This is a genomic window from Streptomyces sp. JL2001 (assembly GCF_050917515.1).
Taxonomy (GTDB): domain Bacteria; phylum Actinomycetota; class Actinomycetes; order Streptomycetales; family Streptomycetaceae; genus Streptomyces.
In genome coordinates this window covers 2,257,789-2,279,063 of sequence record NZ_CP169421.1, presented here as the reverse complement: position 1 = coordinate 2,279,063, position 21,275 = coordinate 2,257,789, and the positions used below count along the sequence as shown (strand labels likewise).

Annotated in this window: 21 protein-coding genes; 20 read left to right on the top strand and 1 reads right to left on the bottom strand. The window is 72.1% G+C overall.

Translation table 11 applies throughout. The features are described from left to right. The first annotated feature begins 130 nt into the window (after positions 1-130). The 5 genes from ACE1OA_RS09855 to ftsH all read left to right on the top strand — a co-directional run bounded on the left by ACE1OA_RS09855 (position 131) and on the right by ftsH (position 8,091). Entirely contained in the window at positions 131-1,477 is a 1,347-nt protein-coding gene (locus ACE1OA_RS09855; protein WP_356604529.1) for an ammonium transporter, read from the top strand. Next, the gene (locus ACE1OA_RS09850; RefSeq protein WP_069170469.1) at positions 1,474-1,812 is read left to right on the top strand and encodes a P-II family nitrogen regulator; all 339 of its coding nucleotides are present in this window, start codon (positions 1,474-1,476) and stop codon (positions 1,810-1,812) included. Before ACE1OA_RS09855 ends, ACE1OA_RS09850 begins: the two co-directional genes overlap by 4 nt. 24 nt (positions 1,813-1,836) lie before the next feature. Continuing rightward, on the top strand, positions 1,837-4,284 hold the full coding sequence (locus ACE1OA_RS09845; protein WP_432752652.1) for a [protein-PII] uridylyltransferase: 2,448 nt from the start codon (positions 1,837-1,839) through the stop codon (positions 4,282-4,284). A 199-nt stretch (positions 4,285-4,483) separates the two neighbouring features. Further along, the gene (ffh, locus tag ACE1OA_RS09840) at positions 4,484-6,037 is read left to right on the top strand and encodes a signal recognition particle protein (protein ID WP_386545703.1); all 1,554 of its coding nucleotides are present in this window, start codon (positions 4,484-4,486) and stop codon (positions 6,035-6,037) included. Positions 6,038-6,168: 131 nt separating this feature from the next. Continuing rightward, positions 6,169-8,091 carry an ATP-dependent zinc metalloprotease FtsH gene (gene ftsH, locus ACE1OA_RS09835; RefSeq protein ID WP_356604523.1) on the top strand — a complete coding sequence of 641 codons (1,923 nt, stop codon included), beginning with the start codon at positions 6,169-6,171 and terminating at the stop codon, positions 8,089-8,091. Positions 8,092-8,133: 42 nt separating this feature from the next. On the opposite strand, the gene ACE1OA_RS09830 is transcribed toward ftsH, so the two are convergent. Then, a complete protein-coding gene (locus tag ACE1OA_RS09830; RefSeq protein ID WP_356604521.1) occupies positions 8,134-8,880 on the bottom strand; it encodes a class I SAM-dependent methyltransferase in 747 nt (248 codons plus the stop codon). Positions 8,881-9,316: 436 nt separating this feature from the next. On the opposite strand from ACE1OA_RS09830, the gene ACE1OA_RS09825 reads away from it, so the two are divergent. From ACE1OA_RS09825 to dprA, 15 genes are all read left to right on the top strand, one after another. Then, positions 9,317-9,910, top strand: coding sequence for a hypothetical protein (locus tag ACE1OA_RS09825; protein ID WP_356604519.1), 594 nt, complete (start codon positions 9,317-9,319; stop codon positions 9,908-9,910). Between the two features lie 381 nt (positions 9,911-10,291). Beyond that, positions 10,292-10,732, top strand: coding sequence for a 30S ribosomal protein S16 (rpsP, locus tag ACE1OA_RS09820; protein WP_137993109.1), 441 nt, complete (start codon positions 10,292-10,294; stop codon positions 10,730-10,732). A 2-nt stretch (positions 10,733-10,734) separates the two neighbouring features. Next, positions 10,735-10,974, top strand: a complete 240-nt coding sequence (locus ACE1OA_RS09815; protein ID WP_005311361.1) for an RNA-binding protein — start codon at positions 10,735-10,737, stop codon at positions 10,972-10,974. A 102-nt stretch (positions 10,975-11,076) separates the two neighbouring features. Beyond that, complete coding sequence (rimM, locus tag ACE1OA_RS09810) at positions 11,077-11,718, top strand: ribosome maturation factor RimM (RefSeq protein ID WP_432752651.1); 642 nt, start codon at positions 11,077-11,079, stop codon at positions 11,716-11,718. Next, positions 11,718-12,539 (top strand): tRNA (guanosine(37)-N1)-methyltransferase TrmD, encoded by an 822-nt coding sequence (gene trmD / locus ACE1OA_RS09805; protein ID WP_386545696.1) that lies wholly within the window; start codon positions 11,718-11,720, stop codon positions 12,537-12,539. The genes rimM and trmD overlap by 1 nt, the downstream gene beginning before the upstream one ends. 129 nt (positions 12,540-12,668) lie before the next feature. Beyond that, positions 12,669-13,019, top strand: coding sequence for a 50S ribosomal protein L19 (gene rplS, locus ACE1OA_RS09800; protein ID WP_147979877.1), 351 nt, complete (start codon positions 12,669-12,671; stop codon positions 13,017-13,019). Between the two features lie 72 nt (positions 13,020-13,091). Further along, entirely contained in the window at positions 13,092-13,949 is an 858-nt protein-coding gene (gene lepB / locus ACE1OA_RS09795; protein ID WP_384872537.1) for a signal peptidase I, read from the top strand. Then, positions 13,942-15,003, top strand: coding sequence for a signal peptidase I (gene lepB / locus ACE1OA_RS09790; protein WP_356604510.1), 1,062 nt, complete (start codon positions 13,942-13,944; stop codon positions 15,001-15,003). Before lepB (ACE1OA_RS09795) ends, lepB (ACE1OA_RS09790) begins: the two co-directional genes overlap by 8 nt. After that, positions 14,918-15,853 carry a signal peptidase I gene (gene lepB, locus ACE1OA_RS09785; RefSeq protein ID WP_356775484.1) on the top strand — a complete coding sequence of 312 codons (936 nt, stop codon included), beginning with the start codon at positions 14,918-14,920 and terminating at the stop codon, positions 15,851-15,853. The genes lepB (ACE1OA_RS09790) and lepB (ACE1OA_RS09785) overlap by 86 nt, the downstream gene beginning before the upstream one ends. A 63-nt stretch (positions 15,854-15,916) precedes the next feature. Continuing rightward, entirely contained in the window at positions 15,917-16,657 is a 741-nt protein-coding gene (gene lepB, locus ACE1OA_RS09780) for a signal peptidase I (protein ID WP_432752650.1), read from the top strand. Beyond that, positions 16,654-17,175 (top strand): NUDIX hydrolase, encoded by a 522-nt coding sequence (locus tag ACE1OA_RS09775; protein WP_356604506.1) that lies wholly within the window; start codon positions 16,654-16,656, stop codon positions 17,173-17,175. Before lepB (ACE1OA_RS09780) ends, ACE1OA_RS09775 begins: the two co-directional genes overlap by 4 nt. Positions 17,176-17,230: 55 nt before the next feature. Further along, positions 17,231-17,539: a DUF2469 domain-containing protein gene (locus ACE1OA_RS09770; protein ID WP_008737534.1), complete on the top strand. Its 309-nt coding sequence runs from the start codon at positions 17,231-17,233 to the stop codon at positions 17,537-17,539. A 431-nt stretch (positions 17,540-17,970) separates the two neighbouring features. Beyond that, on the top strand, positions 17,971-18,336 hold the full coding sequence (locus tag ACE1OA_RS09765; protein WP_356604504.1) for a YraN family protein: 366 nt from the start codon (positions 17,971-17,973) through the stop codon (positions 18,334-18,336). Continuing rightward, positions 18,336-19,949, top strand: a complete 1,614-nt coding sequence (locus ACE1OA_RS09760) for a YifB family Mg chelatase-like AAA ATPase (RefSeq protein WP_432752649.1) — start codon at positions 18,336-18,338, stop codon at positions 19,947-19,949. Before ACE1OA_RS09765 ends, ACE1OA_RS09760 begins: the two co-directional genes overlap by 1 nt. Then, on the top strand, positions 19,946-21,190 hold the full coding sequence (gene dprA / locus ACE1OA_RS09755) for a DNA-processing protein DprA (protein WP_432752648.1): 1,245 nt from the start codon (positions 19,946-19,948) through the stop codon (positions 21,188-21,190). Before ACE1OA_RS09760 ends, dprA begins: the two co-directional genes overlap by 4 nt. Positions 21,191-21,275 lie beyond the last annotated feature (85 nt).

The following is a 21,275-nucleotide window of genomic DNA, read 5'->3' as shown; positions in this document are numbered from 1 at the left end:
CGAAACATCGAGCGGCATCGGCGGAAACGGCGCTGCGCCAACCTCTGGGCCATAACCGGCCACCCCTCACGGCCAAGCCGCCCTCCGGCCCCGCCCCCGCACAGGCCGTACCGACGACGAGGAGACGCCGATGGCACCAGCCATCACGACCCTGGCCGCAGACGCCCCCGAGCTGTCTGCCGCGAACACCGGGTTCATGCTCATCTGCTCCGCCCTGGTCATGCTGATGACCCCGGCGCTGGCCTTCTTCTACGGAGGAATGGTCCGCGTCAAGTCCACCCTCAACATGCTGATGATGAGCTTCATCAGCCTCGGGATCGTCACGATCCTGTGGGTGCTCTACGGCTTCAGCATCGCCTTCGGCACCGACTCCGGCTCGATCGTCGGCTGGTCCTCCGAATACGTCGGCCTCAGCGGCATCGGCATCACCGAACTCTGGGACGGCTACACCATCCCGGTGTACGTCTTCGCCGTCTTCCAGCTGATGTTCGCCATCATCACCCCCGCCCTGATCAGCGGCGCCCTCGCCGACCGGGTGAAGTTCACCGCCTGGGCCCTCTTCATCACCCTCTGGGTCACCGTGGTCTACTTCCCGGTCGCGCACTGGGTCTGGGGCGCCGGCGGCTGGCTCTTCGAGATGGGTGTCATCGACTTCGCCGGCGGCACCGCCGTCCACATCAACGCCGGCGCCGCGGCCCTCGGCGTCATCCTCGTCATCGGCAAGCGCGTCGGCTTCAAGAAGGACCCGATGCGCCCGCACAGCCTCCCGCTGGTCATGCTCGGCGCCGGCCTCCTGTGGTTCGGCTGGTTCGGCTTCAACGCCGGATCCTGGCTCGGCAACGACGACGGCGTCGGCGCCGTGATGTTCGTCAACACCCAGGTCGCCACCGCCGCCGCCATGCTCGCCTGGCTGCTCTACGAGAAGATCCGCCACGGCTCCTTCACCACCCTGGGTGCCGCGTCCGGTGCCGTCGCCGGTCTCGTCGCCATCACCCCCTCCGGCGGCTCCTGCTCCCCGCTCGGCGCGATCGCCATCGGCGCCGTCGCCGGCCTCGTCTGCGCCGTGGCCGTCGGCCTCAAGTACAAGTTCGGCTACGACGACTCCCTCGACGTCGTCGGCGTCCACCTCGTCGGCGGAGTCATCGGCTCCCTCCTCGTCGGCTTCTTCGCCACCGGCGGCGTCCAGTCCGACGCCAAGGGCCTCTTCTACGGCGGCGGCCTCGACCAGCTCGGCAAGCAGGCCATCGGAGTCTTCGCGGTCCTCGCCTACTCTCTGATCGCGTCCGCGCTCCTCGCACTGATCATCGACAAGACGATGGGCATGCGGGTCAGCGAGGACGACGAGGTCTCCGGCATCGACCAGGTCGAGCACGCCGAGACCGCGTACGACTTCAGCGGAGCCGGCGGCGGCGCCTCCTCGCGCTCCACCGCCGTCCTCGCCCCTGCCGCCCCGGAGACCAAGAAGGTGGACGCATGAAGCTCATCACCGCAGTCGTGAAGCCACACCGGCTGGACGAGATCAAGGAGGCCCTGCAGGCCTTCGGAGTCCAGGGCCTCACGGTCACCGAGGCCAGCGGATACGGCCGCCAGCGCGGCCACACCGAGGTCTACCGCGGTGCCGAGTACACCGTCGACCTCGTCCCCAAGATCCGCATCGAGGTCCTCGTCGAGGACGAGGACGCCGAACAGCTCATCGATGTCGTGGTCAAGGCGGCCCGAACCGGCAAGATCGGTGACGGCAAGGTGTGGAGCGTGCCCGTCGAGACGGCCGTAAGGGTCCGTACCGGCGAACGCGGTCCGGACGCACTGTAAGCACGCGAACCAGGGAGCTGCCGGGTGACGAGCCTCGAAGTGGACACACAAGCGGAAGACTCGGGACCCAGCGGCTACGCGGCGGCCCGGCTGCGCCTTCTCGGTGAGAAGGCGCGGTCCGGGCCGCCGCGCCGTTCCGCCCTGGCCCGGATCACCGACGACTGGCTGAACGGACTGTTCACGGCCGCCGGGCCGCCACGAGGGGTGGCGCTCGTCGCCGTCGGCGGCTACGGACGCGGCGAGCTCTCCCCACGCAGCGACCTCGACCTGCTCCTGCTGCACGACGGCACCGCCGACCCGGGCGCCGTCGCCACCCTCGCGGACCGCATCTGGTACCCGGTCTGGGACCTCGGCCTCGCCCTCGACCACTCCGTCCGCACCCCCGCCGAGGCCCGCACGACCGCCGGAGAGGACCTCAAGGTCCAGCTCGGGCTCCTCGACGCCCGGCACGTCGCCGGCGACCTCGGCCTCGTCACCGCCCTGCGCACCACCGTCCTCGCCGACTGGCGCAACCAGGCCCCCAAGCGCCTGCCCGAACTCGACGAACTCTGCCGGGAGCGGGCCGAACGCATGGGGGAGCTGCAGTACCTCCTCGAACCCGACCTCAAGGAGGCCAGGGGCGGTCTGCGCGACGCCCAGGTCCTGCGCGCCGTCGCCGCCTCCTGGCTCGCCGACGCCCCCCGCGAGGGCCTCGACGGCGCCCGCCGCCGCCTCCTCGACGCCCGCGACGCCCTCCACCTCGCCACCGGCCGCGCCACCGACCGCCTCGCCCTCCAGGAGCAGGACGCCGTCGCCCAGGAACTCGGCCTCCTCGACGCCGACACCCTGCTCCGCGAGGTGTACGAAGCCGCACGCGTCATCTCCTACGCCACCGACGTCACCTGGCGCGAGGTCACCCGCGTCCTCAAGGCGCGCTCCGGCCGACCCCGGCTCCGCTCCCTCCTCGGCGGCCGGTCCGGCGGCGCGAAACAACCCGTCGAACGCACCCCGCTGGCCGAGGGCGTCGTCGAGATGGACGGCGAGGTCGTCCTCGCCCGCACCGCCAAACCCGAACGCGACGCCGTCCTCCCGCTGCGCGCCGCGGCCGCCGCCGCCCAGTCCGGCCTGCCGATCTCCCTGCACGCCGTACGCCGCCTCGCCGCCACCGCCAAACCCCTGCCCGTGCCGTGGCCCGCGGAAGCCCGCGAGGAACTCGTCACCCTGCTCGGCGCCGGAGAACCGGCCGTCCCCGTCTGGGAGGCCCTGGAGGCCGAAGGACTCGTCACCCGCCTCCTCCCCGACTGGGAACGCGTCCGCTGCCGCCCCCAGCGCAACCCCGTCCACACCTGGACCGTCGACCGGCACCTCGTGGAGACCGCCGTACGGGCCTCGTCCCTGACCCGCCGCGTCGGTCGGCCCGACCTCCTCCTCGTCGCCGCCCTCCTCCACGACATCGGCAAGGGCTGGCCCGGCGACCACTCCGTCGCCGGCGAGACCATCGCCCGCGACGTCGCCACCCGCATCGGCTTCGACCGCGCCGACGTCGGCGTCATCGCCACGGTCGTCCGCCACCACCTGCTCCTCGTCGAGACCGCCACCCGACGCGACCTCGACGACCCGGCGACCGTCCAGGCGGTCGCCGCCGCCGTCGGCACCCCCGGCGCCCTGGAACTCCTCCACGCCCTCACCGAGGCCGACGCCCTGGCCACCGGCCCCGCCGCCTGGTCCACCTGGCGCGCCTCCCTCGTCGCCGACCTCGTCAAACGCGTCGCCGGTGTCCTCGCGGGCGGGTCCGCCCCCGAACCGGAACCCGCCGCACCCAGCGCCGAACAGGAACGACTCGCGATCGAGGCCCTGCGCACCGGGGAAGCCGTCCTCTCCCTGCACGCCGAAGCCGAGAACCCCGGCGACGAACCGGAACCCGTCGGCGTCGAACTGCACATCGCGCTGCCCGACCAGCCGGGCGTCCTGCCCGCCACCGCGGGCGTCCTCGCCCTGCACCGGCTGACCGTCCGCGCCATGGACCTGCGCGCCATCGAACTCCCCACCGAGCTCGGCGCGAGCGCCGTCCTCGTCCTCAGCTGGCGCGTCGCCGCCGAGTACGGCTCCCTGCCCCAGGCCGCCCGGCTCCGCGCCGACCTCGTCCGCGCCCTCGACGGTTCCCTGGACATCCCGGCCCGGCTCGCCGAACGCGAGGCCGCCTACCCGCGCCGCCGCGGCGTGACGGCCCCACCGCCCCGCGTGACCGTCGCGGCCGGCGACTCCCGCCTCGCCACCGTCATCGAGGTCCGCGCCCAGGACGCCCCCGGCCTCCTGCACCGCATCGGCCGCGCCCTGGACGCCGCCGCCGTCCGCGTCCGCAGCGCCCACGTCTCCACCCTCGGCGCGAACGCGGTCGACGCCTTCTACGTGACGGACGGCACCGGCGCACCCCTGACGACGACGGACGCCACGAAGGTCGCCGAGACCCTGGAGGCGGCCCTGCGCGGGTGAGCGCGGGGAGCGGGGGAGACCCGTGGGGCCGACGAGGCCGGCGGGGCCCGCCCGGGGCCCCGCTCCGCCCCCGTCCGCCGTCGCGAGGACCGGCCGCGCCCACGGGGTGAGGAATCCCCGCCCCGGATCCCGCGCGGTACCCGATACCCTGGAGGGCAATCCGTCCGCCCGCCCCCGACACCGAGGATCCGCGACCGCCGTGTTCGACACCCTCTCCGACCGCCTTGCAGCGACTTTCAAGAACCTCCGCGGCAAGGGGCGCCTGTCCGAGGCGGACATCGACGCCACCGCGCGCGAGATCCGTATCGCCCTCCTCGAGGCCGACGTCGCCCTGCCCGTCGTCCGGGCGTTCATCAAGCAGGTCAAGGAGCGGGCGACCGGCGCCGAGGTCTCCCAGGCGCTGAACCCCGCCCAGCAGGTCATCAAGATCGTCAACGAGGAGCTCGTCGGCATCCTCGGCGGCGAGACCCGGCGCCTGCGGTTCGCCAAGACCGCGCCCACCGTCATCATGCTCGCCGGTCTCCAGGGTGCCGGTAAGACCACCCTCGCCGGAAAGCTCGGCCTCTGGCTCAAGGGCCAGGGCCACTCCCCGCTGCTCGTCGCCTGCGACCTGCAGCGCCCCAACGCCGTCAACCAGCTCAGCGTGGTGGCCGACCGCGCCGGCGTGGCCGTCTACGCCCCGCAGCCCGGCAACGGCGTGGGCGACCCCGTCCAGGTCGCCAAGGACTCCGTCGAGTACGCGCGGACCAAGCAGTACGACGTCGTGATCGTCGACACCGCCGGCCGCCTCGGCATCGACCAGGAGCTGATGCAGCAGGCCGCGGACATCCGCGACGCCGTCAGCCCCGACGAGGTCCTCTTCGTCGTCGACGCCATGATCGGTCAGGACGCGGTCAACACCGCCGAGGCCTTCCGCGACGGCGTCGGCTTCGACGGCGTCGTGCTCTCCAAGCTCGACGGCGACGCCCGCGGTGGTGCCGCGCTCTCCATCGCGCACGTCACCGGCCGCCAGATCATGTTCGCCTCCAACGGCGAGAAGCTGGACGAGTTCGACGCGTTCCACCCGGACCGCATGGCGTCCCGCATCCTCGGCATGGGCGACATGCTCTCGCTCATCGAGAAGGCCGAGCAGACCTTCAGCCAGGAAGAGGCCGCCAAGATGGCCTCCAAGCTGGCGTCCAAGAAGGGCCAGGAGTTCACGCTCGACGACTTCCTCGCCCAGATGGAACAGGTCCGCAAGATGGGCTCCATCAGCAAGCTCCTCGGGATGCTCCCCGGCATGGGGCAGATGAAGGAGCAGATCAACAACATCGACGAGCGCGACGTCGACCGCACGGCCGCCATCATCAAGTCGATGACCCCGGCCGAGCGCCAGGACCCCACGATCATCAACGGCTCCCGCCGAGCCCGTATCGCGAAGGGCTCCGGCAGCGAGGTCAGCGCCGTCAAGGGCCTGGTCGAGCGCTTCTTCGAGGCCCGCAAGATGATGTCCCGCATGGCCCAGGGCGGCGGCATGCCGGGCATGCCCGGGATCCCCGGCATGGGCGGCGGCCCCGGCCGGCAGAAGAAGCAGGTCAAGCAGGCCAAGGGCAAGCGCAAGAGCGGCAACCCGATGAAGCGCAAGGCCGAGGAGCAGGCGGCCGCCGAGCGCCGCGAGCAGGCGCAGGCCGGCGGCGCGTTCGGACTGCCCGCCGCCGGCCAGGGCGCCCAGGACTTCGAGCTCCCCGACGAGTTCAAGAAGTTCATGGGCTGAGACCCGGTGACCAGGGGCCCGGAGCGGTGAGGAACCGCTCCGGGCCCTTTGCCGTCCGCCCGGATCACCCGGAATGCCCCGATGATCCGCTTCTCCCATACTGAGGCCATTGCCGCCCCGAGGAGAGCAGCGTGGCCAACCCCGTGCCCCCGCGCGACCGGACCGACCAGCCGTGGCGCTCGGAAGGGGCCCCGCCGCCCCCGCCCCCCAAACGGAGGATGCCCGGCGGCTGGCGCGGCCTCATCCTCACCGCACTCGTCGTCTACATCCTCGCCAACCTCGTCCTGTCCTTCTTCAACGAGGGCGACGGGCCGACGATCTCGTACACCGAGTTCAGCAAACAGGTGAACGCGGGCAACGTCACCCAGATCTACTCCAAGGGCGACGCCATCCAGGGGCAGCTGAAGAACAAGCAGCCCGTCCCCGACGGCGACGGCGACTACACCAAGTTCGAGACCCAGCGCCCCGCCTTCGCCGACGACGACCTCTGGGACGAGCTGACCGCCAAGGGCGTCACCGTCACCGCCAAGCCCGTCGTCGCGGAACGCAGCTTCCTCGTCAACCTGCTGATCTCCCTCGCCCCGATGCTGCTGCTCGTCGTGCTCTGGGTGTTCATCGCCCGCCGGATGAGCGCCGGCATGGGCGGCGCCGGCGGGATGCTGGGCCGCAAGGCCCCGCCCAGACCCGTCGAACTGGAGGCGGGCGACAAGCGCACCACCTTCGCGGACGTCGCCGGCATCGACGAGGTCGAGGGCGAGCTCAACGACGTCGTCGACTTCCTCAAGAACCCCGACGCCTACCGCGCGATGGGCGCGAAGATGCCCCGCGGCGTCCTCCTCGCCGGCCCGCCCGGCACCGGCAAGACCCTGCTCGCCCGGGCCGTGGCGGGCGAGGCGGGCGTGCCGTTCTTCTCCGCCTCCGCCTCGGAGTTCATCGAGATGATCGTCGGCGTGGGTGCCTCACGGGTACGCGAACTGTTCGCGGAGGCCCGTAAGGTCGCACCCGCCATCATCTTCATCGACGAGATCGACACCATCGGGCGGGCCCGCGGCGCCGGCTCCGGCATGGGCGGACACGACGAACGCGAGCAGACGCTCAACCAGATCCTCACCGAGATGGACGGCTTCACCGGCTCCGAGGGCGTCATCGTCATCGCCGCCACCAACCGCTCCGACGTCCTCGACCCCGCCCTCACCCGGCCCGGCCGCTTCGACCGCGTCGTCCACGTGAACCCGCCCGACCGCAGTGGCCGCGAAGCCATCCTCCGCATCCACACCCGCGAGATCCCCCTGGCCCAGGACGTCGACCTCGTCCAGGTCGCCCGCACCACCCCCGGCATGACCGGCGCCGAACTCGCCAACCTCGCCAACGAGGCCGCCCTGCTCGCGGTCAAACGCCGGCAGCAGGCCGTCACCCGGTCCGACCTCTCCGACGCCCTGGAGAAGGTCCAGCTGGGCGCCGAACGCCCCCTCGTCATGGCCGAGGAGGAGCGACGCCGCACCGCGTACCACGAGAGCGGCCACGCCCTCCTCGGCATGCTCCAGCCCGGCGCCGACCCCGTCCGCAAGATCACCATCGTGCCGCGGGGCCGGGCCCTCGGCGTCACCCTGTCGACCCCGGACGCCGATAGGTACGCGTACACCGAGGAGTACCTGCGCGGCCGGATCATCGGAGCCCTCGGCGGCATGGCGGCGGAGCGGGTCGTCTTCGACGCGGTCACGACCGGCGCCGAGAGCGACCTGGAACAGGTCACCAACATCGCCCGCGGCATGGCCGGCCGCTGGGGCATGAGCGAGCGGGTCGGCCGCCTCACCGCCATCCCGAGCGACGCCCAGCAGGCGTACGGGCTGTCGGCCGCCCCCGCCACCCTCGACGCCGTCGAGCACGAGATGCGCCGGATCGTCGACGAGTGCTACGCGAGCGCCCTCCGGCAGCTCCACGACCACCGCGACCAGCTCGACGCGCTGGCCACCGCCCTCCTGGAGAACGAGACCCTGGAGGAGGACGAGGCCTACCGCGCGGCCGGCATCACCCGGCTCACGAAGGACGGCTGACCCGGCGCCGCACGGACCACCGGCGCCCCGCGGAACGCCGGCTCAGGTCCGTGCGATCACGTACCGGAAGACATTGGGCATCCACACCGTGCCGTCGGGGCGCACGTAAGGCTCCAGCGCCTCCCGGATCTCCTTCTCGACCTGCGACGGGTCCGTGGCATGGATCGCCGCGTCGAAGTCGCCCGTCGACAGCAGGCCCCGCACCGCGCTGTCCGGATTCGCGTAGCCGAAGGGGCAGGACACCCGCCCCGAACCGTCCGGCCGCAGACCCGCACGGGCCACGACCTCCTCCAGGTCGTCGCGACGCGACGGGCTCCAGCCCGTCAGGCGCGCGGCCACCCGCAGGACCGACGCCGTCGCACACCGCTCCGGCGGTCCCCAGCCGGCCACCACGACCGCCGCGCCAGGTTGAGCCGAACGGGTGACGGCGACCAGATCCGGCCCGAGTTCCGCCGTGCCGTGGAAAGCCGTGATCACGTCGAACGCGCCGGCGGCCATGTCCCCCGCGTCCGGCGGACCGCCCTCGACGACCGTGTGCCCCTCACCCTCCGGCATCCGCTCCCGCGCCAGCTCCACGCGCGCGTGGTCACGGTCCACGCCGGTGACCCGGGCGCCCCGCGCGCAGGCCATCAGCAGCGCCAGGCCCGAGCCGCAGCCGAGGCCGAGGACGCGGGACCGGGGGCCCACGCCGAGACGGTCGTACACCGCCTCGTAGAGCGGCACGAGCATGCGCTCCTGGATCTCGGCCCAGTCACGCGCGGGGTGGTGCGGGACGAGCGTAGGTGTCATGGAATGCGCCCCAATCAGTGGCTGGTCGACGGCCCCCGTACATGTGCGCCCGCATCCCCCCGTATGTCAGGGAACTGCGCATCCGTCCCCGCGTCCAGTGGTGGAGCCGCACGACTTCTTCGCGGCATCGGCCCGTCACACGGACGCACGGGCGAATTCACGCCGAAGGACCCCCGGCCCGCGTGGGGGCGGTGCCGCCCGGGTACCGGACACCGGGTACTGTCCCTGCCACACCCCCCTCGGCCCCGTACGCCGGACCTACGCCCAGGGGCGTATGAGCCGCTACGCACCGGCTTGCCGCGAGCTGTGCGACTTCTCCGCAGATCGGCGCACTGGCCCTCGTCGGGACACATCAAGGGCAACTGACGGGTACGTGCAAAATATTTGGGATGCCCCGGAATGGAACCCGGGGGCGTTCCGGCTCGTTGTACCCGACGTGAGCACGACACCCCCTGTTCTCGCCGCAGAGCTGGCACAGGCGTGGGCCGACATTCAGCGGTACCACCCCGAGCTGCCCGACCTTGCCGCGCCCGAGTCCCTGATCGGTGAGTCCTCGTCCGCCTGTGGCGCCGAGCTCTCCTTCGAACGACTGCTCCACGAAGCAGTCCACGGCATCGCCGCCGCCCGAGGAGTCCGCGACACCTCGCGCGCCGGCCGCTATCACAACCGCAGATTCCTCGCGATCGCCGAGGAGATGGGCCTGGACCACTCCGAGGAACCGCACGCCAGCAGCGGCTTCTCGCTGGTCACGCTCAACCCCGAGGCGAAGCGCCGCTACCGCCCCACGATCGAACGGCTCCAGCGGGCCCTCAAGGCGCACACGGTCGCCACGGCCGCCGACACCAAGCGCTCCTTCCGCGGCCCCGCCGCCCGGCACGGATCCTCCGGCGGCGGCGTCCGGGTCAAGGCCGTCTGCGACTGCGGTCGCAACGTCCGCGTGGTCCCCTCGGTCCTCGCCCAGGCGCCGATCGTCTGCGGCGGCTGCGGGAAGCCCTTCCGCATCCCCGAATCGGTGGGCGCGGCCGGCTGATCCGGCCGCCCGGGGCCCGCGCCGGGTCCGCGACGCGGGGCGCCGTCCGCCGGGCGGTCCGCGAGGTCGGCCGCACGACGGTCCGTTCCGACGTACAGGGGCGGGTGTGGGGTGGGTATCGGGGGTTCCCCGCCTCCCCGGCCCCCTGCGCCGGAACGGCCTCGTGCCCGGCTCCGCGGATCCGCCCTGTCCGCGCACCGCTCCCCGGCCGTCCCCCGGTCCGGCGCGGCGCGCGCATGTGGCACAATGGCTAGCTGTACTCGACAGCCGCACAGGACCCCTCTCTCCTCCGGCTGACGCGTCCATCGGGCACCCGAGTACCGCAACCCCACGTGGCATCTCATGTGCCCAACCACGTCAAGACCAGGAGACACCACTCCAGTGGCAGTCAAGATCAAGCTCAAGCGCCTCGGCAAGATTCGCCAGCCGCACTACCGCATCGTCGTCGCCGACTCGCGCACCCGCCGCGATGGTCGCGCGATCGAGGAGATCGGTCTGTACCACCCGACGTACAACCCCTCCAAGATCGAGGTCGACTCGGAGCGTGCGCAGTACTGGCTGTCCGTCGGCGCCCAGCCGACCGAGCCGGTCCTCGCCATCCTGAAGCTCACCGGCGACTGGCAGAAGCACAAGGGCCTGCCGGCCCCGGCGCCGCTGCTGCAGCCGGCGACGAAGGAGGACAAGCGCGCCTCCTTCGACGCGTTCGCCAAGACCCTCGAGGGTGACGACGCCAAGGGTGAGGCCATCACCCCGAAGGCGAAGAAGGCCGACAAGAAGGCGGACGAGGCCGAGGCCGCGTCCACCGAGTCGACCGAGGCCTGAGCATGCTCGAGGAGGCTCTCGAGCACCTCGTGAAGGGCATCGTCGACAACCCCGACGATGTGCAGGTCGCCTCGCGCAACCTGCGCCGCGGCCGTGTGCTGGAGGTCCGGGTCCACCCCGACGACCTCGGCAAGGTGATCGGCCGCAACGGCCGCACCGCGCGTGCACTGCGAACCGTCGTGGGCGCCATCGGCGGCCGCGGCATCCGCGTCGACCTCGTCGACGTGGACCAGGTTCGCTGAGAGAAGTCGGCTGTATTCATCGAAATACGCCGGCACGGGCCGGGGAGGGCTTTCGAGCCCGCCCCGGCCCGTCGTCGTCCCCCGACAGGAGAGAAACCACTCGTGCAGCTCGTTGTCGCGCGGATCGGCCGCGCCCACGGCATCAAGGGCGAAGTCACCGTCGAGGTGCGTACGGACGAGCCCGAGCTCCGGCTCAGCCCCGGAGCCGTCCTGAGCACCGACCCGGCCGGCACCGGACCGCTGACCGTCGAGACCGGCCGGGTGCACAGCGGCCGTCTCCTCCTGCGCTTCGAGGGCGTACGGGACCGCACCGCGGCCGAGGCCCTGCGCAACACCCTCCTCATCGCCGACGTCGACCCCGACGAGCTGCCCGAGGAGGAGGACGAGTACTACGACCACCAGCTGATCGACCTGGACGTCGTCCTCGCCGACGGCACGGAGGTCGGCCGGATCACCGAGATCTCCCACCTGCCGTCCCAGGACCTCTTCATCGTCGAGCGGCCCGACGGCACCGAGCTGATGATCCCCTTCGTCGAGGAGATCGTCACCGAGATCGACCTGGAGCAGCAGCGGGCCGTCATCGACCCGCCGCCCGGACTGATCGACGACCGCGCCGAGATCGCGTCCGCGCGCGACGCCGAGGACGCAGGGCACGCCGAGGACGCGGAGGGCGCCGACGAGGCCCCCGACGCCGCGCCCGGCACCGACGCCGGTACCGGCCGCGCCGACGAGGACGCCTCCTGATGCGCCTCGACGTCGTCACGATCTTCCCCGAGTACCTGGAACCGCTGAACGTCTCGCTCGTCGGCAAGGCGCGCGCCCGCGGCCGGCTCGACGTCCACGTCCACGACCTGCGCGAGTGGACCTACGACCGCCACAACACCGTCGACGACACCCCGTACGGCGGCGGGCCGGGCATGGTCATGAAGACCGACCCCTGGGGCGACGCCCTCGACCAGATCGTCGCGGACGGCTTCGAGGCCGGCGCCCACGGCCCCGCCATCGTCGTCCCCACCCCCAGCGGCCGCCCCTTCACCCAGGAACTCGCCGTCGAGCTCTCCGAGCGGCCCTGGCTGATCTTCACGCCCGCCCGCTACGAGGGCATCGACCGCCGCGTCACCGACGAGTACGCCACCCGCCTCCCGGTCTACGAGGTCTCCATCGGGGACTACGTCCTCGCCGGCGGGGAAGCCGCCGTCCTCGTCGTCACCGAGGCCGTGGCCCGGCTCCTCCCGGGCGTCCTCGGCAACGCCGAGTCGCACCGCGACGACTCCTTCGCCCCCGGCGCCATGGCCAACCTCCTGGAAGGCCCCGTCTACACCAAGCCGCCCGAGTGGCGCGGGCGCACCATCCCCGAGGTCCTGCTCAGCGGGCACCACGGGAAGATCGCGCGCTGGCGGCGGGACGAGGCGTTCCGCCGTACCGCCGCCAACAGGCCGGACCTGATCGAACGGTGCGACCCCGCGGACTTCGACAAGAAGGACCGGGAGATCCTCTCCATGATGGGCTGGGCCCCGGAGCCGGGCGGCCGATTTTGGCGCAGGCCGGACGGCGTGGAACAATAGGCCGCTGCCGTTTGTCCTGCGTGCGCCCCTGCCACAGGGGGAACGACGCCCGCCCGGTACGACCGGCGCTCCATCCACTTGCGAACGTACCGCTGATGACCTGTGGCATCAGCGAGGAAAGAGACCACCATGGCCTCCCTGCTCGACTCGGTCAACGCGGCTTCGCTCCGCACCGACCTCCCCGCCTTCCGCCCCGGCGACACCGTGAACGTCCACGTGCGCGTCATCGAAGGCAACCGCTCCCGTATCCAGCAGTTCAAGGGTGTCGTCATCCGCCGCCAGGGCTCGGGCGTCAGCGAGACCTTCACGGTCCGCAAGGTCTCGTTCTCCGTCGGCGTCGAGCGCACCTTCCCGGTGAACAGCCCGATCTTCGAGAAGATCGAGCTCGTGACCCGCGGTGATGTCCGTCGTGCCAAGCTCTACTACCTGCGTGAGCTGCGCGGCAAGGCTGCGAAGATCAAGGAGAAGCGCGACCGCTGAGCCCCCGGCTCACCGACCGCGCGGTGCTTCGGACGTAGAACTTACAGGGCGGCCGGATAGGCTCTGCCCCCGATGGACACCGAAGCACAGCACACGGAGCGCGACCGCTCCTCCGGCAAGACGGAGGAGCGGTCGCGCTCCGCGCGTATGTCCGGGCCCCGTTCCGCTGCGGCGCGGTCGCCGGAGGCGGCACCCGCACCGGACACCGCCCCCGGGGGCGACGGGCCGGACGCGACCGGCGGACGCGACCCGTTCCGGCTCTCGTGGCGCCGTACCGGACTCGTCGGCGCCGCCTGCGTCGTCTTCCTCCTGCTGCTGAGCCACTTCGTGCTCCAGCCGTTCCTGATCCCCAGCGGCTCGATGGAACCGACCCTCCAGGTCGGCGACCGGATCCTGGTGAACAAGCTGGCGTACCGTTTCGGCGACGCACCCGAGCGCGGCGACGTCGTCGTCTTCGACGGCACCGGCTCCTTCGTCCAGGAGCCCCCGCGGGAGAACCCGGTGACCGGCCTGCTGCACGGCGCGGCGGCGGCCCTCGGCCTCGCCGAGCCCGACGAGACCGACTTCGTGAAGCGCGTCGTCGGCGTCGGCGGCGACCGCGTGGTCTGCTGCGGCAAGGACGGCCGGCTCACCGTCAACGGCGTACCGGTCGACGAGTGGTACGTCCACCTGGGTGACGCTCCCTCGAAAGTCCCTTTCGACATCGTCGTACCGCAGGGCACCCTGTGGGTGATGGGCGACCACCGCAGTCAGTCGAGCGACTCCCGTGACCACCTGGGGCAGCCGGGCGGCGGCATGGTGCCCGTCGACCGGGTGATCGGGCGCGCGGACTGGATCGGCTGGCCCTTCGGCCGCTGGTCCGCCGTGCCGCCGACCGCCGCCTTCGACGCCGTACCCGCGCCCGCGCCCGCGGCGGGCCGCCATGGGTAACCGCGGACGGCCGCCCGGAAGCCGCGCCGAGACCCCGCTGCCCACCGGCACCCGGTCCGCCTTCGACAGCCGCGCCATGCCCGGCCGGGCGGAGCGACGCCGCCTCGCCCGCAAGGTCAAGCGCCGCCGTCAGCGCTCCGCCGTCAAGGAGATCCCGCTCCTCATCACCGTCGCCCTGCTGATCGCGCTCGTCCTGAAGACCTTCCTGGTCCAGGCGTTCGTGATCCCCTCGGGATCCATGGAGCAGACCATCCGGATCGACGACCGGGTCCTGGTCGACAAGCTGACGCCCTGGTTCGGCTCCACGCCGCAGCGCGGCGACGTCGTGGTCTTCAAGGACCCCGGCAACTGGCTCCAGGACGAGACCACCTCCACCGAGGACGACCCGGTCGGCGTCAAGCAGGTCAAACAGGCGCTGACCTTCATCGGACTCCTGCCCTCGGCCGACGAACAGGACCTGATCAAGCGGGTCGTCGCGGTCGGCGGCGACACCGTCGCGTGCTGCGGCAAGGACGGCCGGCTCACCGTCAACGGCGTACCGTTGAACGAGCCCTACGTGCACCCGGGGAACGAACCCTCGAAGATCAGGTTCGAGGTGAAGGTGCCGCCCGGACGGATCTTCGTCATGGGCGACCACCGGTCCAACTCCGCCGATTCACGCTTCCACCTCGACGAGAAGGACCGGGGGACGATTTCCGAGGAGGAGGTCGTGGGACGAGCCGTCGTCATCGCCTGGCCCGTCGGCCACTGGCGCCGGCTGGAGGAGAGGGAGACCTTCGCCGCCGTACCGGACGCCCGTTCGGGATCTTCGACCGCGCTCGGTGTGTCGCATAGTGTGTCCTCGCGGAATCTGAACGGATTGCCCTGGCTCCCGACCCCTGCGGAACTCCCGCTCGTTATGGGAGTGGTGGGCCTGTCCCTGTTCTGGGTCAGGCGAACGCACGGACTGAGGAGTGGATGTGGGGGATTTGGCCGTCGGGGCACGATCCGGACACGACGAGCCCGAGAAGGGACCCCAGCGGCTCGCCGAGTCGCCGGTCGCCATGACGGATGAATCCGCAGGCCGGCCCGGCGCCGACCCCTCGGACGCCGACGGCGGAAGCAACGACGGCGAGACCGGCGAGCCCGGCAAGGGCGCGAAGAAGCCCCGCTCCTTCTGGAAGGAACTGCCCCTCCTGATCGGCATCGCGCTGGTGCTCGCGCTGCTGATCAAGACCTTCCTCGTGCAGGCGTTCTCGATCCCCTCGGAATCGATGATGAACACCCTGCAGCGCGGCGACCGCGTCCTGGTCGACAAGCTGACCCCGTGGTTCGGCTCCGAGCCGGAGCGCGGCGAGGTCGTCGTCTTCCACGACCCGGGCGGCTGGCTCGTCGGCGGCGAACCCGCGCCCGAGCCCAACGCCGTGCAGAAGTTCCTCAGCTTCATCGGCCTGATGCCGTCCTCGGAGGAGAAGGACCTCATCAAGCGCGTCATCGCCATCGGCGGCGACACCGTCTCCTGCAAGGAGGGCGGCAAGGTCATCGTCAACGGCAAGGCGCTCGACGAGGCCTCGTACCTCGCCCCCGGCTCCACGCCGTGCGGCGACCGCCCGTTCGGGCCGATCACCATCCCCGAGGACAGCATCTGGGTGATGGGCGACAACCGCCAGAACTCGCTGGACTCGCGCTTCCACCAGGAACTCCCCGGCCGGGGCACCGTCTCCAACGACGAGGTCGTCGGCCGCGCCGTCGTCGTCGCCTGGCCCGTCACCCGCTGGGCGACGCTCCCCATCCCCGCCACCTTCGACCAGCCCGGCCTGAACCAGGCCCTGGCCATGGCACCCGCCGCGGCCGGCCTCGCCGGCGCCCTCCCGCTGGTCCTGTGGCGCAGGAAGCGGCTCGTCTCCCGGCATACCGCCGAGTAGCGACCCGCGGGTAGGGTGCCGTCCCAGATCGACGAACCGGCCTCTGAGGTGGGGAGTACTGGGATGAGCGGAACCATACGGACGGACGGCGGCCACGGCCGCCTCGGCAGGACACTGTCGGGGCTCGCCGTGGCCGTCGGCTGTCTGCTCTTCCTCGGCGGCTTCGCCTGGGGCGCCGTGCTCTACGCGCCCTACACCATCCCCACCGACTCCATGACGCCCACCGTCGACGTCGGCGACCGGGTCCTGGCCCAGCGCATCGACGGCGACGAGGTCAGGCGCGGCGACATCGTCGTCTTCGACGACCCGGTGTGGGGCGGCGGCCCGATGGTGAAGCGGGTCGTCGGGATCGGCGGCGACAAGATCGCCTGCTGCGACGCCGACGGACGGCTCACCGTCAACGGCGAGCCCATCGACGAACCGTATCTGCGGGCCGGTGCCCCGGCCTCCGGGCAGGAGTTCTCGGCGACCGTACCCGCCGACAACCTCTTCCTCCTCGGCGACGAACGCCACAACTCCATGGACTCCCGCGTCCACCTCCAGGAGGCCGGCCAGGGCTCCGTCCCGCGTTCCAGCGTCACCGCCCGGGTCGACGCCGTCGCCTGGCCCTCCACCGGGGTCTTGGCGCGCCCCACGGGCTTCGCGGCACTCCCCGGCGGCATCTCGCAGCCCGGGCCCGTCACGCTCCTCTTCTACGCGATCCTCGGCGGGTGCGCGCTGATCCTGCTCGGCGCCGCGTACGGACCCGTGGCGAGCCGGCTCGGCGGACGGCGGAAGAAGGAGACGGAGACGGTGAACGCATGACGCACGGCACGGGGGCCACGGCGGACACCCACGGCGCGGAGCCGCGGCGCGTGGCCCGCGTCGTCCTCCTCGACCCGGACGACCGCATCCTCCTCCTGCACGGCCACGAACCCGACGACCCCGCACAGACCTGGTGGTTCACCCCCGGCGGCGGACTGGAGGGCGACGAGACCCACGAGGAGGCCGCACGCCGCGAAGTGGCCGAGGAGACCGGCATCACCGGCATCACCCTCGGCCCCGTTCTCTGGCGGCGCACCTGCTCCTTCCCCTTCGCCGGGCGGCGCTGGGACCAGGACGAGTGGTACTACCTGGCACGAACCACCCGCACCGAGACCGGCCCCCGGGCCCTGACCGAGCTGGAGGAACGCAGCGTCTCGGGCCTGAGGTGGTGGACCTCCGCCGAACTGTCGGCGACGCGTGAGACGGTGTACCCGACCAGACTCGCCGAGCTGCTGCGCACGCTGCTCGACGAGGGACCTCCGAGTGCACCGGTGGTTCTCGCCCCGGAAATCGCCTAGGGGTGCGAATGCCTGCCGCACAATGGGGGGACGCACGGCTGAAGGGGAACATGCCATGAGCGCCGAGGACCTCGAGAAGTACGAGACCGAGATGGAGCTGAAGCTCTACCGGGAGTACCGCGACGTCGTCGGGCTGTTCAAATACGTGATCGAGACCGAGCGTCGCTTCTACCTCACCAACGACTACGAGATGCAGGTGCACTCGGTCCAGGGCGAGGTCTTCTTCGAGGTCTCCATGGCAGACGCCTGGGTCTGGGACATGTACCGGCCGGCCCGCTTCGTCAAGCAGGTCCGTGTACTCACGTTCAAGGACGTGAACATCGAGGAGCTCAACAAGACCGACCTGGAGCTGCCCGGCAGCTGAGCGGGAGCCCGGCGGTTCGGGGGCGCGGCACTCCCGGGACATCCGGTGCAGCGGGGTCCGGGCCCGGGGGCCGGCGGGCCGGAACCGGGCGGCCGGCGGTCTCGGCGGCGGTCCCGGACCCGACAGGCGGCCAGGGCCGTACACGCCGGGCGGCCGGGCGCTCGCCACCCCGATGCGCCGGGAACCGGGGGACCGGACACACCCGTTCCGCCCGGCGAGCGGCGCCGAGAGAGCGTCACCCCCGCCCCTGCGGCTGAAACGCACACACCCTCCGCCACGGCCGACGGCCGCCCGAAGCCCGCTTCGCCAGGCCCGGACGCTGCCGGAAACCACCCCTACGGGTGAGGCGGTTCTCCACAGACCGCCCACCGTCCACAGCGCCGCACACGCGAGGTCGCCACCCGTCACAGTCGGTGCCGGAGGTGGTACCGATGAACGCAACCACGGCACTCGGCCGCTACGGAGAAGACCTCGCCGCCCGCCGGCTCACCGAGACCGGCATGACCGTCCTCGCCCGCAACTGGCGCTGCGGACGTACCGGAGAGATCGACATCGTCGCCCAGGACGGCGACACCGTCGTCGTCTGCGAGGTCAAGACCCGCCGCGACGGCACCTACGAACACCCCATGGCCGCCGTCACCCCCACCAAGGCCGACCGACTCAAACGCCTCGCCGCCTGCTGGCTCGACCGCCACGGCGGAGCACCACCCCCCGGCGGCATCCGCATCGACCTCATCGGCATCATCCTGCCCCGCCACGGCGCCCCCGAGATCACCCACGCCCAGGGGGTGGCCTGATGGGCTTCGCCCGCACCTGCTCCGTCGCCCTCGTCGGCGTCGAAGGCGTCGTCGTCGAAGTCCAGGCCGACCTCGAAGCCGGAGTCGCCGCCTTCACCCTCGTCGGACTCCCCGACAAGAGCCTCAGCGAAAGCCGCGACCGCGTCCGCGCCGCCATCGTCAACTCCGACGCCGAATGGCCCCAGAAGAAACTCACCGTCGGACTCAGCCCCGCCTCCGTCCCCAAGAGCGGCAGCGGATTCGACCTCGCCGTCGCCGCCGCAGTCCTCGGCGCCGCCGAACGCATCGACCCCCGCGTCATCGCCGACCTCGTCCTCATCGGAGAACTCGGACTCGACGGGCGCGTCCGCCCCGTACGCGGAGTCCTCCCCGCCGTCCTCGCCGCCGCCGAAGCCGGCTACCAGCAGGTCGTCGTCCCCGAACAGACCGCCGGCGAAGCCGCACTCGTACCCGGAGTCTCCGTCCTCGGCGTCCGAAGCCTCCGCCAGCTCATCGCCGTCCTCACCGACGAACCCGTCCCCACGGAAGAACCCCCCGAAGACGGCCGCCCCGACGCCATGCTCGCCGGACTCCTCGTCCCCGGAGCCGGCATCGGCACCGGCCTCGCCGCCGACCCCGCCGACGGACCCGACCTCGCCGACGTCGCCGGACAGCACACCGCCCGCCGCGCCCTCGAAGTCGCCGCCGCCGGCAGCCACCACCTGCTGCTCTCCGGCCCACCCGGCGCCGGCAAGACCATGCTCGCCGAACGCCTCCCCGGCATCCTGCCCCCACTCACCCGCCAGGAGTCCCTCGAAGTCACCGCCGTCCACTCCGTCGCCGGCATCCTCCCGCCCGGCGAACCCCTCGTCCGACGCGCGCCCTACTGCGCACCCCACCACTCCGCGACCATGCAGTCCCTCGTCGGCGGCGGCAACGGACTCCCACGCCCCGGCGCCGTCTCCCTCGCCCACCGCGGCGTCCTCTTCCTCGACGAAGCCCCCGAGTTCTCCGCCAAAGCCCTCGACGCCCTCCGCCAACCCCTCGAATCCGGACACGTCGTCGTCGCCCGCGCCGCCGGCGTCGTCCGACTCCCCGCCCGCTTCCTCCTCGCCCTCGCCGCCAACCCCTGCCCCTGCGGCCGCCACAGCCTCCACGGCACCGGCTGCGAATGCCCCGCCTCCCTCATCCGCCGCTACCAGGCACGACTCTCCGGCCCCCTCCTCGACCGCATCGACCTGCGCGTCGAAGCCCAACCCGTCACCCGCTCCGACCTCCTCGCCCTAGGCGGCCGCGCCGAGACCACTGCGACCGTCGGCGACCGCGTCCGAGAAGCCCGCGCCCGCGCCACCACCCGCCTCGCTGGCACCCCCTGGACCGTCAACAGCGAAATCCCCGGACACGAACTCCGCACCCGCTACCTCGTCCACCCCGGCGCCCTCGCCACCGCCGAACGGGACATCGACCGCGGACTCCTCACCGCCCGCGGACTCGACCGCGTCCTGCGCGTCGCCTGGACCGTCGCCGACCTCGCCGGACACGACCGCCCCGACACCCAGGACGTCGACCTCGCCCTCGAACTGCGCACCGGCATCGCCCGAGGCATCCCCGCCATGACAGGACCCCGGCCATGAACACCCCCGACGAACGCCTCGCCCGCGCAGCCCTGACCCGCATCGTCGAACCCGGCGACGAACACGCCGGCCGCTGGATCCGCCGATACGGAGCCACCGGCTTCCTGCAGCGCATCCACGCCCCTCACACCACAAGCACCCCGCCCCCACCCAGCGCCCCGCCCGGTGCCGCGCACTCCTCCGACCCACCCCCAGCCACCGACACGGCGCCCCTCCCCGGCACGACACCGTTCCCCGGCACCAGCGACCGACGCGTCGACGGCTGGCGACGCCGCGCCGCCGACGCCCGACCCGAGCGCGACCTCGACACCATCCACGCCCACGGCGGCCGACTCGTCATCCCCGGCGACACCGAATGGCCCCGGCAACTCGACGACCTCGGCGACACCCGACCCATCGGCCTCTGGATCCACGGCCGAGCCGACCTCCGCACCTGGGCCCTGCGCTCCGTCGCCCTCGTCGGCGCCCGCGCCTGCACGCCCTACGGAGCCCACACCGCCACCACCCTCGCCTCCGACCTCGCCGAACGCGGCTGGGTCGTCGTCTCCGGAGCCGCCTACGGCATCGACGGCGCCGCCCACCGCGGAGCACTCGCCGCCCGAGGAGCCACCGTCGCCGTCCTCGCCTGCGGCGTCGACACCCCCTACCCGCGCGGCCACGCCGGCCTCATCCGACGCATCACCGAACAAGGCCTCGTCATCGGCGAACTCCCACCCGGCAGCCACCCCACCCCCAGCCGCTTCATCCTCCGCAACCGCGTCATCGCCGCCCTCACCCGCGGCACCGTCGTCGTCGAAGCCGAACACCGCAGCGGCTCCCTCGTCACCGCCCGCGCCGCCCAACGCCTCGGCCGCCACACCATGGGCGTCCCCGGGCCCGTCAGCAGCGGCCTCTCCGCAGGCGTCCACGAACTCCTGCGCACCGACGCCACCCTCGTCACCGACGTCCACGACATCGTCGAACTCATCGGCGACATGGGCGAACTCGCCCCCGAACGACGCGGCCCCGTCCTTCCCCGGGACCTCCTCGACCCCGGCTGCACCCGCGTCCTGGAAGCCCTCCCCGCCCGCCACGCCACCCCCGCCGCGGAGATCGCCCGCCGAGCCGGCACCTCACCCGACGACACCCTCGCCCGGCTGTATGAACTCCACTCCCTCGGGTTCGTCGAACGGCACACGGACGACTGGAAGTTGACGACCCACGCCATCCAGCGGCCGAACGCCCGGCGAGGCGGTACTTGACCTGGAGCATTCGGGTGAAAAGGTGATGCCGATGAACAAACGAGTTCTCTCGGCCGCACCCGAGGGGCCGGTACGCGCCACGGCC